Raw genomic sequence first — 13068 nt, forward strand, 5'->3', positions numbered from 1 at the left:
CATACAGTAACTCACAGGGCTGGATTGATTATGTACACTTCAGGCTACGCAAATCGTTCTTCGTCGTTCTCTTCAACATCAAGCAATAGTGCGCGCGTTTCTTCAGAAAATGCGACTGCCGGGCTTATCAGTGAAGTGGTCTATCGCGAGGACCAGCCCATGATGACGCAATTACTGCTATTACCCCTGCTTCAGCAGTTAGGGCAGCAATCACGTTGGCAGCTCTGGCTTACGCCACAACAAAAGCTGAGCCGTGAGTGGGTGCAATCAGCGGGGCTTCCATTAACGAAAGTTATGCAAATAAGTCAACTATCTCCCTGCCACACGTTAGAATCGATGGTTCGCGCGCTGCGCACCGGCAATTACAGCGTGGTTATTGGCTGGCTGACTGAAGAATTAACAGAAGATGAACATGCAGAACTGGTGAAAGCTGCAGATGAAGGGAACGCAATGGGATTTATTATGCGTCCTGTTCGCGCTCAGGCACTTGCGGGGAGACAGCATTCCGGGCTAAAAATTCACTCGAATTTGTATCATTAAGTAAAATTAGGATTAATCCTGGAATTTTTTTTCATACCTCAATCTGCCATTGAGATATAACGCATATTTTGTGTGAACGCCTGTCAGAAGCGGTTTTAGAGAAGTTTTGAGTTCAATTAATCAGCCATAAATGTTAAATATTGTGTATACAAGCCTTTTTTTTTCATATGCCTGACAGAGTTCACACTTGTAAGTTTTCAACTACGTTGTAGACTTTACATCGCCAGGGGTGCTCGGCTTAAGCCGCAGATATCGGTAGAGTAACTATTGAACTGATCCCCGGGTGAAGGATTTAACCGTGTTATCTCTCTGGAGATAGTCATGGCGAATTTTGGATGATAACGAGGCGCAAAAAATGAAAAAGACAGCTATCGCAATTGCAGTGGCACTGGCTGGTTTCGCTACCGTGGCGCAGGCCGCTCCGAAAGATAACACCTGGTATGCTGGTGCTAAAATGGGCTGGTCTCAGTTCCATGACGTAGGCAACAACCAGATCAACAACGCCGGTCCTACCCACGAAAGCCAACTGGGTGCTGGTGCGTTCGGTGGTTATCAGGTTAACCCGTACGTTGGTTTTGAAATGGGTTACGACTGGTTAGGTCGTATGCCGTACAAAGGCTACACCGACGGCACTCATCAAAACGGCGCTTTCAAAGCTCAGGGCGTTCAACTGACCGCTAAACTGGGTTACCCAATCACTGACGATCTGGACGTTTATACCCGTCTGGGTGGTATGGTTTGGCGTGCTGACGCTAAAAACAACGAAGGCTTTAAAGACCACGACACTGGCGTATCCCCAGTATTCGCTGGCGGCGTAGAGTATGCAATTACTCCTGAAATCGCTACCCGTCTGGAATACCAGTGGACCAACAACATCGGTGACGCGAACACCGTTGGTGGTCGTCCGGATAACGGCCTGTTGAGCGTTGGTGTTTCTTACCGTTTCGGCCAGCAGGAAGAAGCAGCTCCAGTAGTTGTAGCTCCGGCTCCGGCTCCAGAAGTACAGACCAAGCACTTCACTCTGAAGTCTGACGTTCTGTTCAACTTCAACAAAGCGACTCTGAAACCAGAAGGCCAGCAGGCTCTGGATCAGATGTACAGCCAGCTGAGCAACCTGGATCCGAAAGACGGTTCCGTTGTGGTTCTGGGCTTCACTGACCGTATCGGTTCTGACGCTTACAACCAGAGCCTGTCTGAGAAACGTGCTCAGTCCGTTGTTGATTACCTGATCTCTAAAGGTATTCCTTCTGACAAAATCTCTGCACGTGGCATGGGCGAATCTAACCCAGTTACTGGCAACACCTGTGACAACGTGAAAGCTCGCGCTGCACTGATCGACTGCCTGGCTCCGGATCGTCGTGTTGAGATCGAAGTTAAAGGCATCAAAGACGTTGTAACTCAGCCTCAGGCTTAAGTTCTCGTCTAATAAAAAACCCCGCGATGCGGGGTTTTTTTTCACCTGTGGTTCACCATAAAAACGTGGGTGCTCAGCACACCGAAGCCGACATCAGGCTATTCTTTTCCCAGCAGCGCTTGTAAATCCTGCTTCAATGTGGACATTTTGTTCGCGTACTTCTCTTTATGCTCAGCGTCTTCAATCAGCTGCACGATGGTTTCAGAAAGCGTTTTTCCACGCCGCTGCGCAAGCCCTGCTAAGCGCTGCCAAACCATGAACTCCAGATCGATAGATTTCTTACGCGTATGCTGATGCTCTGCATTAAAGTGCCGCTTACGCCTCGCGCGTATGGTTTGCTTCATACGATTTTGCAGCGCGGCATTCATGTGTTCTTCAATCCAGGTATTCACCCGAACCGGTTCATTTTCGAGGGTTAGCAATAAATCAACGGCTTCTTCGGCAGCGCTGGCTTCCACGTAACGGGTAATCAACTCCCCTTCACGATGCTTTTTCACCAGATACTTCCATTTCCAGCCGCTTTCAAGATTTTCAAGTTGTTGATATTTCATTGCGATCTCAATGTTACCGTGTAACTCTTATCAGAATATCAGCTTTTTGGGCATCTGAAGAAAAGAATATCCAGCCTGTGAACTGTCGCGCGTCATCATCCCCGTTTAGCGGTGCATTCCACGTGTGCAGTGCTGACGGTTACGGTATAATCTCGTTTTTTACAACAGACTAAAAAACATCAACTTTGACCATTACGAAACTTGCATGGCGTGATCTGGTTCCTGATACTGACAGTTATCAGGAAATATTTGCACAGCCGCACGTCACTGACGAAACCGATACCTTACTCAGTGATACTCAACCACGCTTACAATTTGCGCTTGAGCAACTGCTTCAGCAATGGGCGACGCCCTCCTTTATGCTGGTGAAAGCGCCGGAAGAGCTTGAGTATCTCAATCTTATCGCCACGGCTGCGCGCTCATTACATACGGATGCCGGAAGCTTAACCGGAGGTCATTACGACATCTCTGGGCACAAGATCCATTACCGTGCAGCACAGCACGCAGAAGACAATTTTGCGACCTTAACTCAGGTAGTCAATGCTGACTGGGTTGAAGCCGAACAACTGTTTGGCTGTTTGCGTCAGTTCAATGGTGAAATTACGCTGCAACCGGGACTGGTGCATCAGGCAAACGGGGGCGTGCTGGTTATCTCATTACGCACCCTATTGGCTCAACCCCTGCTGTGGATGCGCCTGAAAGCCATTGTCAGCCACGAGCGCTTTGACTGGGTAGCTTTCGACGAATCTCGTCCACTTCCTGTCTCCGTACCGTCTATGCCGCTGAAACTGAAAGTGGTGTTAGTCGGTGAGCGTGAGTCGCTGGCCGATTTCCAGGAAATGGAACCAGAATTAGCTGAACAGGCAATTTACAGCGAGTTTGAAGATAATCTGCAGATAGTGGATGCTGAAACCATGACCCTGTGGTGTCAGTGGGTCACGCATACCGCCATACGCAACAATCTTCCCTATCCCGCCCCTGACGCCTGGCAAACGCTGGTGCGTGAGGCCGTTCGTTATACCGGCGATCAGGCGACATTACCGCTTAATCCGCTGTGGATCATCCGCCAGTTCAAGGAAGTGGCCCCCCTTTGTGAAGGCGAAACCTGCAGCGCAGAACAGCTGGGTCTGATGCTGGCGCAACGCGAATGGCGGGAAGGTTTCCTGGCCGAACGCATGCAGGATGAGATCCTGCAAGAGCAGATCCTTATCGAGACGGAAGGCGAGCAAATTGGACAAATAAACGCGCTGTCGGTGATTGAGTTTCCAGGGCATCCTCGCGCGTTTGGTGAACCTTCTCGTATCAGCTGCGTTGTGCATATTGGCGATGGCGAATTTACCGATGTTGAGCGTAAAGCCGAACTGGGCGGAAATATTCATGCCAAGGGTATGATGATCATGCAGGCGTTCCTGATGTCGGAACTGCAGCTCGAACAGCAAATCCCCTTCTCTGCCTCGCTAACCTTCGAGCAATCCTACAGCGAAGTAGATGGAGACAGCGCATCCATGGCTGAACTGTGCGCATTAATTAGCGCCCTTGCCGATGTTCCTGTCAATCAAAGCATCGCGATTACCGGTTCTGTCGATCAGTTTGGCCGGGCGCAACCTGTCGGTGGCCTGAACGAGAAAATTGAAGGTTTCTTCACTATCTGCCAGCAGCGTGAATTAACCGGTACGCAGGGCGTGATTATCCCTTCAGCCAACGTCAGGCACCTGAGCCTACCGCCAGCCCTGTTACAGGCCGTTGAAGAAGAAAAGTTCACTATTTGGGCGGTGGATGACGTGACCGATGCGTTGCCACTGTTGTTAAATTTGGTGTGGGATGGCGAAGGCCAAACAACGTTGATGCAAACTATCCAGGAGCGTATTGCTGCGGCAACGCAACAGGAAGGTCGTCACCGTTTTCCATGGCCGCTGCGTTGGCTGAACTGGATTATTCCGAACTGATCGGACTTGTTCAGCGTACACGTGTTAGCTATCCTGCGTGCTTCAATAAGATAAGGCTTACAGAGAACATGGTAGATAAACGCGAATCCTATACAAAAGAAGACCTTCTTGCCTCTGGTCGCGGTGAGCTGTTTGGCGCAAAAGGCCCACAACTGCCTGCACCAAGCATGCTGATGATGGACCGTGTCATCAAGATGACCGAAACCGGTGGCAACTTTGACAAAGGTTATGTTGAAGCTGAACTGGATATCAACCCGGACCTGTGGTTCTTCGGTTGCCATTTTATTGGCGATCCGGTGATGCCAGGCTGCCTGGGTCTGGATGCCATGTGGCAGCTGGTTGGATTCTATCTCGGCTGGCTCGGTGGTGAAGGTAAAGGCCGTGCACTGGGCGTGGGTGAAGTGAAATTCACCGGTCAGGTTCTGCCGACCGCGAAGAAAGTCACTTACCGCATTCACTTCAAACGTATCGTTAACCGCCGCCTGATCATGGGCCTGGCAGATGGTGAAGTGCTGGTTGATGGTCGTCTGATCTACACGGCGAACGATCTGAAAGTAGGCCTTTTCCAGGATACGTCTGCGTTCTAATTGCGGACATCTGTTAGCCTGATAAGATGCTACAAAAGGCGAAACCTCCGCAATGCGGAGGTTTCTTTTATCTAAAGAGACAGAATCAGGCCATTAACACCCTATCCCCCATGGCTTCTCGCCAGCCTCCCAGCCAGTATGACCTTTGATTCAGCGTCTGATAGGGACACATTTCTTTTGAGCGTCCGGCGATGCCGGCCTGATATCCACGTTGATGTGCCCGTTCCAGGCGATCTCGTTTTTGTCTCTTCATGCCTCGTTTCCCTCATCTTTGGGTCTGGTGGAAAAGAAAACAGTGATTACTAAGTGTGCAATCACACTAAACGAATACCCCGAAACATCAGACTCGTCAATGCGCAAAATTCACGCCAGTGTCATATTTGTGAGCTACCCGGTAAATCATCTATACAAAAATCATGAGTCAGAACAGTTATATCAGTCGCGAAAAAAATAAAAAAAACCGCCCAGGGCGCTGAGCCGAAGGCGGTGTAATTTACAATTATTTAAGCTTAAGGAATGCGTTTCAGTTCTTGAGCGATAGCCGTCGCCTCCTGGCTCCATGCGCTGGCCAGTACCTTCACCATCTCATCATAGCCATCTTGTGTCTGCATGGCTTCGATGTGGAACGGGCGCTTAATCAGTTGTCCCTGGTGATTCAGCAACCATTCACCACTGACGATCACTTTACCATCGTAGCGGCCATGGAAGCCGGTTACCGTCACATTGAGCGTGTCCTGCGTACTGCCCAACGGTTGAGAGGCAACCACCCACCCTGGCAACTGCGTGCTCAGGTTGGCGACGAGAGTGTTACGCAACTGCTGATCTAACGGGCTGGCCCACAGATTACTGTTGGCAATAACGTACTTCACATCACTGGTTTGGTACACCACGCCATTACCTGCCAGGTAATCCGGTACCGCCACCTGCTCAACCCACAACAGGCGGTTCCCCTGGTTAGCGCTACTCTGTACGCCCCCTTGGGCGATAGGGAGCTGGTAATAGCTTTTATTCTCTCCGCTGGAGCTGCATGACGTCAGCCAGAGCGCCATCATCACCACTAGCCACTTTTTCATTGTTTCGCCCTCTTCGGCTCTGGATCTTTTTTGTCCTTCGCTTCAAACACCAGCGCGTTACTCTTATCGTTCAACGTTTTCAATACCGGCTGCAACTCACGCAGAACCTGATCAAGACGCTGCATATCTGCCACCATCTTGTTATAGGCCGCAGAACCTGGCTGGAAGCCCTGCATGCTACGATTCAGTTCGCGCAGTGTATTCTGCATATCCGCAGGAAGCTGCTGCATCGACTGGCTACCGGTGATCTTATTCATATTATCCAGCGTCGTTTGCAGATGTTTCATCGTGCGCTGGCTTTCTGAAAGTGTCGTGGTCGCCTGCACAATCATCGGATTCAGTGGCAGATTATTAATCTTATCCAATGCTTCCATCAAACGTTGCTGGATCTGCGCCAGACCACTGCTCACGGTCGGGATAATTTGGTAACCATTAAATTCGCGCACGCCCGTAATCGGTGGATCCTTCGGATAGAAGTCCAGATCGACATACAGCGCCCCGGTGACCAAATTCCCTGTTTTCAGGGATCCTCTTAATCCACGCTTGAGCAATTCGGCCAGATGGGTACCGACATCAGTATCTTCACCCAACTGCGCCTTAAGGCGTTCTGGTTCAATACGCACCAGCACCGGAATACGATAATCATCATTGAACACCTGACGCATATTCGGGGCAAAGAAAGGCACCTTGCTAACCGTACCGAGGCGAATACCACGGAACTCCAGCGGCGCACCAGGCTGCAACCCGCGAATCGAGTCTTTAAAGAACATCAGGTAATCAATGTGATCCGTATACAGCGAGTCCTGAATACTTTTTTGATCGTCATACAGGCTAAACGTGGCCTGTTGTGCAACCGGCTGGCCTTGTTCTAACCCCTCCGGCACATCAAAGCTGACTCCACCGCCAAACAGCGTGGTTAGCGATCCCATTTCTACACGCATCCCCGCTGAGGTGAGATCGACGGCAATACCGCTGTCCTTCCAGAAACGTACGTTGCTGGTGACCAGGCGATCGTTTGGCGCATTAATGAAAAGCTGATAGCTGATAGAGCGTTTTTGCGCATCAAAGGTGCTGGTCTCAACTGACCCTACGCGATACCCGCGGAACAACACCGGGTCTCCCGGGCTAAGCTGACCGGCTTTTTTGCTGTCCAAAATCACGCGGATCCCCTTCGCATCTGGCGGTGCCAGCGGTGGAGAGTCCAGCAACTGATAATTGGCGAGCTGGCTGCCTTTGTTACCCGGCTGCAGTTCAATATACGCCCCGGATAACAGCGTGCCTAAGCCACTGATACCTTCACGTCCCACCTGCGGCTTCACTACCCAAAAGACCGAGTCTTTATGCAGCAGCTTTTCCATACCAGAATTGAGGCGTGCTTTAATTTCCACATGCGTCAAATCGTCGGTCAGCGTGGCACTCTCAACGACGCCGACATCCACGCTGCGGCTCTTGATCGTGGTTTTGCCACCTTCAATACCTTCAGCATTGGTTGTAATCAGCGTGACGACCGGCCCCTGATGACTGTAGTGATAAAACAGGACCCACGCGCCGATGAGTGCGGTGACGATTGGGAATATCCACACGGGCGACCAGTTTTTAACCTTTTGCACTTTGGCTTCCCCACTTTTAGATTCCATGCTGTCAGGACTCCTCATGGCCTGGTTCTGGTTCACGGTCCCACGACAGACGTGGATCAAACGTCATCGCAGAAAACATTGTCATAATGACGACTAAAGCAAACATCAATGCACCCATTGCAGGATAAATGTTCATCAACCCTCCCATACGCACCAGCGCAGAGAGTACCGCAATAACAAAAACATCGATCATTGACCAACGACCGACAAATTCCACAACTTCATAAATGAAATGCATACGTTCACTGTCGCGTTTGCCGTGCCCTTTGGCATCCCAGCACAGCCAGGCAATGGCGATCATTTTTAGCGTCGGCACCAGAATACTGGCAATAAAGATGACCGCTGCCACCGGATAAGAACCTTCGCTCCAGATTAAAACAACGCCTTCAATAATGGTTGATGGCAGTTTTGACCCTAACAAATCGGTAATCATGATCGGCATAATATTGGCGGGCAGATACAGCATGATCGACGTGAACAGGAGTGCCAGCGTCCATTGCAGACTGTTTTTACGTCGCACGTAGCCCGTTGTCTGACAGCGCGGGCAGACCGGCTCGTCAGCGGGAAGAATCGCGGTACAACAGGAGCAGGAACGCAACCCCTGGTGAATACCGGGTACACCGGGTTTTAAGACCTGCTTAACCTCCGGCATTGGCGCGATATCATCCCACAGCCAGCGACGATCGACACACTGAAAGGCGCGCAACTGAAGAACGCAAAACAGGCACCACGGGATAAAGCTGCTCCCCACGCCGATATCGCCATAGGCCATCAGCTTAACAAAGCTCACCAACACGCCTGCGAGGAAAATTTCTGCCATTCCCCAGCTTTTTAACTGAAACAGAATCCGCGCCAGCCACGCTTTCAGCCGCCAGGGCATCTCAACCCGGTTCACCAGCAATAAGATGGTGAACAGGCAAAAAGCAGGAACCAACTGCACGAATAATAAAAAGAAGGTGCCAAGACTGGCGTAGTCTTCTGAAAACAGAACGCCGGGGATTTCCAGCAACGTGACTTCGCTGCTCACCCCTGCGACATTCATGTTCACAAAGGGAAAAAGGTTCGATAAAAGCAGCATGAACAATGCTGCGATAACATACGCGGTGGGACGCTGTCTTGGCGCGTCCCACGCAACGGTTAATGTCGTGCCACATCTTGGACATGCCGCTTTTTGACCATGCGTCAGGCTCGGTAATGCCACCAGCATGTCACACTGCGAGCACAAAATATGCTTCGCGGCATGGTGATGTTCGCACATATGCGCTCCTTTAATTATGCGCCATTCTTCAAAGACTCAAGATACTCCCAGCGCTCAAAGGCTTGCTCAAGTTCTTGTTCCGCTTCGCTCAGATTAGCTAATACCTGCTGCGTTTGCTCATGTGGCTGACTGAAAAAAGAAGCATCAGCAACCTGGGCCTGCAACGTTTCCAGTTTAGCTTCCAGCTCTTCAAGCTGCGCAGGGAGCTGCTCCAGTTCGCGCTGGTGTTTATAGCTTAGTTTGCTGGTGCCGCGTTTTACAATTTCTGCTTTAGGGGCAGCAACTTCCTCTGTTTTTTTGGCAACAGGCTGTTTAAACGCCACATACTGTGACTGCTGCTCACGTGCGTCATGGTAACCGCCTACATAACGACCAATTTTGCCGCCGCCTTCGAAGATCCAGCACTCGGTAACGGTGTTATCGACAAACTGACGATCGTGGCTAACCAGCAATACGGTTCCCTGATAACCGTCAATCAACTCTTCGAGAAGTTCCAGCGTTTCGACGTCGAGATCGTTCGTTGGTTCATCGAGAATCAAAAGATTGCTGGGCTTCAGAAAAAGACGCGCCAGTAACAGACGGTTTCGTTCCCCACCGGAGAGCGCACGCACTGGTGTCATCGCACGCTTAGGGTGGAACAGGAAGTCCTGCAGGTAGCCCAGCACGTGACGTGGTTTACCGTTGACCATCACCTCTTGCTTACCTTCCGACAGGTTATCCATGACGGTTTTATCCGGATCCAGCTCCGCACGGTGTTGGTCAAAATAAGCCACTTCCAGCTTGGTACCGACATGGATACGACCGCTGTCAGCCTGTAACTGACCTAACATCAGCTTGATTAGCGTTGTTTTACCGCAACCGTTAGGTCCAATTAACGCAATTTTGTCACTACGCTGTACCTGCGCCGAGAAGTCTTTCACCAGTTGTTTACCGTTAATCTGGTAATCAACATTCTCCATTTCAAAGACGATTTTACCCGAACGGCTCGCCTCTTCGACCTGCATCTTCGCGGTACCCATCACTTCACGACGCTCGCCACGCTCACGACGCATCGCCTTCAGCGCACGCACGCGGCCTTCGTTACGTGTACGGCGCGCTTTAATGCCCTGACGGATCCAGACCTCTTCCTGCGCCAGTTTGCGATCAAACTCCGCATTCTGTAGCTCTTCTACACGCAGCGCTTCTTCTTTCTCCAGCAGGTACTGATCGTAATTACCCGGATAGGTCACCAGCTTGCCGCGATCGAGATCGACAATACGCGTTGCCATATTGCGAATAAACGAACGGTCGTGAGAAATGAAGATGATCGTTCCATTGAAGGTTTTCAGGAACCCTTCCAGCCAGTCGATGGTTTCGATATCCAGATGGTTGGTCGGTTCATCCAGCAACAATACGCGTGGATTGCTGACTAACGCCCGGCCCAGTGCGGCTTTACGCAGCCAACCGCCGGAAAGCGATGCCAGTTCCATGTCTGGCTCCAGCCCAAGCTGTTCCAGTACTTCATTGATGCGGTTTTCCAGTTGCCACAGATTGTGGTGATCCAGCTGTTCCTGAACCTTCGCCAGTTCCTGCAGGTTTTTATCACTCGGATCGGTGATCACCAGATGCGAAATATCATGGTAACGCTTGAGATACACCGCCTGCTCTGCAATCCCTTCGGCAACGAAATCGTAGACGGTACCCTGCACGTTACGCGGCGGATCCTGCTGCAGACGTGCCACAACCAGATCCTGTTCATAAATAATACGTCCGTCGTCAAGACCCTGTTCACGGTTGAGGATCTTCATCAGCGTCGATTTGCCCGCGCCGTTACGGCCAACCAGACAAACGCGCTCGTTATCTTCGATATGCAGTTCAGCATTATCAAGAAGCGGCGCATCGCTGAACGACAGCCATGCACCATGCATACTGATTAATGACATTTATTTTTCCTTTCAGGCTGCGGTAATCAGCCAGCAATTGTGGATCTGACGGTTACGGGCAAAGTCCTGAGAAAGCGTTTTTTGGGTAATTTCTTGTGCTTTCAATCCCAATTCGGCCAGTCCGTCGAGATCCATACGGAATCCACGTTTGTTGTTAGAGAACATGATCGTGCCGTCTTTACGCAGCAGACGCTTCAGATCTTTCATCAGCGCCAGATGATCGCGCTGCACGTCAAACGAGTCTTCCATACGTTTTGAGTTAGAGAAGGTCGGTGGATCGATGAAGATCAGATCAAACTGTTCATTGGCTTCGCGCAGCCAGCCCAGGCAGTCGGCCTGAATTAAACGATGCGCGCGGCCGCTCAGCCCGTTAAGTCGCAGGTTACGTTCCGCCCACTCCAGATAAGTACGAGACATATCGACCGTTGTGGTGCTGCGCGCACCGCCAAGCCCGGCGTGTACGCTGGCGCTGCCGGTATACGAGAACAGATTGAGGAAATCTTTACCCTTGCTCATCTGGCCCAGCATGCGGCGCGCTATACGGTGATCCAGGAACAGACCGGTATCAAGATAGTCGGTCAGGTTAACCCACAGGCGCGCGTTGTACTCGCTCACCTCAATGAATTCACCCTTCTCATTCATCTTCTGATACTGGTTTTTCCCTTTCTGCCGTTCACGGGTTTTCAGCACCAGTTTATTCGGCGCAATCTCCAGTACCGACAGCGTGGCGGCAATGATGTCAAACAGACGCTGGCGAGCCTTCTGGGCATCAACCGTCTTCGGCGGCGCGTATTCCTGAACCACAACCCAGTCACCGTAGCGGTCGACTGCGACGTTGTATTCTGGCAGGTCAGCATCGTACAGGCGATAGCATTCAATGCCTTCCTGACGCGCCCATTTTTCCAGCTTTTTGATATTTTTACGCAGACGGTTGGCGTAGTCTTCCGCCACCGTGGCAGGCTTACTATCTGCAGTGGTTTCCGCGACGTGATAGTTTTTCTGTACGCAATCCAGCGGGCCGTTTTTGGCTTTAAACTGCTTGTCAGCGCGTAATTGCAGACTGCTGAACAAATCCGGTGAGGCGCTGAACAGCGACAGATTCCAGCCGCCAAACTGGTTTTTCATCGTGCGGCCCAGCAGGCTGTGTAGTGCGATCAGCGCCGGTTCGCTATCCAGACGTTCACCGTACGGCGGGTTGCTGATAACGGTACCATACGGACCTTGCGGTAGCGGGTTACTCAGTTTCGCTACGTCTTTGACGTCAAATGTCACCAGATCGGCAATCCCAGCGCGGCGGGCGTTGCTGCGCGCTTTTTCAATCACTCGGGCGTCGCTATCAGAGCCATAGAAGTGCGACGTATAGTCCGCCAGCCCTTTACGCGCGCGAACCTGTGCTTCCGCTTTCACCTCTTGCCAGACCGCTTCATCATGCTGCGCCCAACCGTTAAAGCCCCAGTAGCCACGGTGCAGACCGGGTGCGCGATCGGTTGCCCACATCGCGGCTTCAATCAGCAGCGTACCGGAACCACACATCGGATCGAGCAGCGGCGTACCCGGCTGCCAGCCAGAACGCATCACGATAGCCGCAGCCAGCGTCTCTTTGATCGGCGCCTGACCGGCACGATCGCGATAGCCGCGCTGATGCAGACCATCACCGCTAAGATCGAGGGCAATGCTGGCGGTATCTTTGTTCAGCCAGACGTTAATACGCAGATCCGGGGATTCGCGATCCACATTCGGACGGGCCATATTTTTACGGGTAAAGGAATCGACAATCGCGTCCTTTACTTTTAATGCGCCGTACTGGCTGTTACGAATGGTGTCGTTCAAGCCGCTAAAATGCACAGCAAACGTCGCTCCTGGGTTAAATATCTCTGTCCAGTCGATTGCCTGAACACCGAGGTACAGATCAAGATCGCTGTAGACCTTGCACTCTCCCATCGGCAGGATAATGCGCGAGGCCAGGCGGCTCCACATCAGGCTCTGGTAAACAAGCCGCGTGTCGCCCTTAAAATGGACCCCACCCTGAACCACCTGGCACTCCGCGGCGCCGAGGTTTTCCAGTTCAGTTTTTAACAGCTCTTCCAGCCCACGGGCCGTACTGGCAAACAGAGAATTCATAATGTCACTTTTACTCCAA

11 protein-coding genes are annotated in these 13068 nt (G+C 51.5%); 4 read left to right on the plus strand and 7 right to left on the minus strand.

Features of this window, described 5'->3' with window-relative positions; all coding sequences use genetic code 11:
* Positions 1-30 precede the first annotated feature (30 nt).
* Together sulA and ompA are read left to right on the plus strand one after the other, a co-directional pair.
* Entirely contained in the window at positions 31-540 is a 510-nt protein-coding gene (sulA, locus tag FDX22_RS09295; RefSeq protein ID WP_096757640.1) for an SOS-induced cell division inhibitor SulA, read from the plus strand.
* A gap of 355 nt (positions 541-895) precedes the next feature.
* Positions 896-1954, plus strand: a complete 1059-nt coding sequence (ompA, locus tag FDX22_RS09300; protein ID WP_115259970.1) for a porin OmpA — start codon at positions 896-898, stop codon at positions 1952-1954.
* A 98-nt stretch (positions 1955-2052) separates the two neighbouring features.
* Here ompA and matP read toward each other — a convergent pair whose 3' ends face one another.
* Positions 2053-2505 (minus strand): macrodomain Ter protein MatP, encoded by a 453-nt coding sequence (gene matP, locus FDX22_RS09305; RefSeq protein ID WP_096757641.1) that lies wholly within the window; start codon positions 2503-2505, stop codon positions 2053-2055.
* 185 nt (positions 2506-2690) lie between these two features.
* On the opposite strand from matP, the gene FDX22_RS09310 reads away from it, so the two are divergent.
* The gene (locus FDX22_RS09310; RefSeq protein ID WP_137362388.1) at positions 2691-4451 is read left to right on the plus strand and encodes a Lon protease family protein; all 1761 of its coding nucleotides are present in this window, start codon (positions 2691-2693) and stop codon (positions 4449-4451) included.
* A 68-nt stretch (positions 4452-4519) separates the two neighbouring features.
* A complete protein-coding gene (fabA, locus tag FDX22_RS09315; protein ID WP_003035875.1) occupies positions 4520-5038 on the plus strand; it encodes a bifunctional 3-hydroxydecanoyl-ACP dehydratase/trans-2-decenoyl-ACP isomerase in 519 nt (172 codons plus the stop codon).
* An 85-nt stretch (positions 5039-5123) separates the two neighbouring features.
* Here the strand turns inward: fabA and rmf are convergent, their stop codons facing one another.
* From rmf to rlmKL, 6 genes are all read right to left on the minus strand, one after another.
* Positions 5124-5291 carry a ribosome modulation factor gene (rmf, locus tag FDX22_RS09320; protein ID WP_003035871.1) on the minus strand — a complete coding sequence of 56 codons (168 nt, stop codon included), beginning with the start codon at positions 5289-5291 and terminating at the stop codon, positions 5124-5126.
* A 256-nt stretch (positions 5292-5547) separates the two neighbouring features.
* A complete protein-coding gene (gene pqiC / locus FDX22_RS09325) occupies positions 5548-6111 on the minus strand; it encodes a membrane integrity-associated transporter subunit PqiC (RefSeq protein WP_146717089.1) in 564 nt (187 codons plus the stop codon).
* Entirely contained in the window at positions 6108-7748 is a 1641-nt protein-coding gene (gene pqiB, locus FDX22_RS09330) for an intermembrane transport protein PqiB (protein WP_117341732.1), read from the minus strand. Before pqiB ends, pqiC begins: the two co-directional genes overlap by 4 nt.
* A gap of 4 nt (positions 7749-7752) precedes the next feature.
* The gene (pqiA, locus tag FDX22_RS09335; RefSeq protein ID WP_096757646.1) at positions 7753-9006 is read right to left on the minus strand and encodes a membrane integrity-associated transporter subunit PqiA; all 1254 of its coding nucleotides are present in this window, start codon (positions 9004-9006) and stop codon (positions 7753-7755) included.
* 14 nt (positions 9007-9020) lie between these two features.
* Positions 9021-10928, minus strand: coding sequence for an ABC transporter ATP-binding protein (locus FDX22_RS09340; protein ID WP_096757647.1), 1908 nt, complete (start codon positions 10926-10928; stop codon positions 9021-9023).
* A 12-nt stretch (positions 10929-10940) separates the two neighbouring features.
* Positions 10941-13049 carry a bifunctional 23S rRNA (guanine(2069)-N(7))-methyltransferase RlmK/23S rRNA (guanine(2445)-N(2))-methyltransferase RlmL gene (rlmKL, locus tag FDX22_RS09345; protein ID WP_146717090.1) on the minus strand — a complete coding sequence of 703 codons (2109 nt, stop codon included), beginning with the start codon at positions 13047-13049 and terminating at the stop codon, positions 10941-10943.
* Between the last annotated feature and the right edge of the window lie 19 nt (positions 13050-13068).

The organism is Citrobacter sp. TBCS-14, assembly GCF_005280805.1.
GTDB classification, from domain to species: Bacteria; Pseudomonadota; Gammaproteobacteria; order Enterobacterales; family Enterobacteriaceae; genus Citrobacter; species Citrobacter gillenii.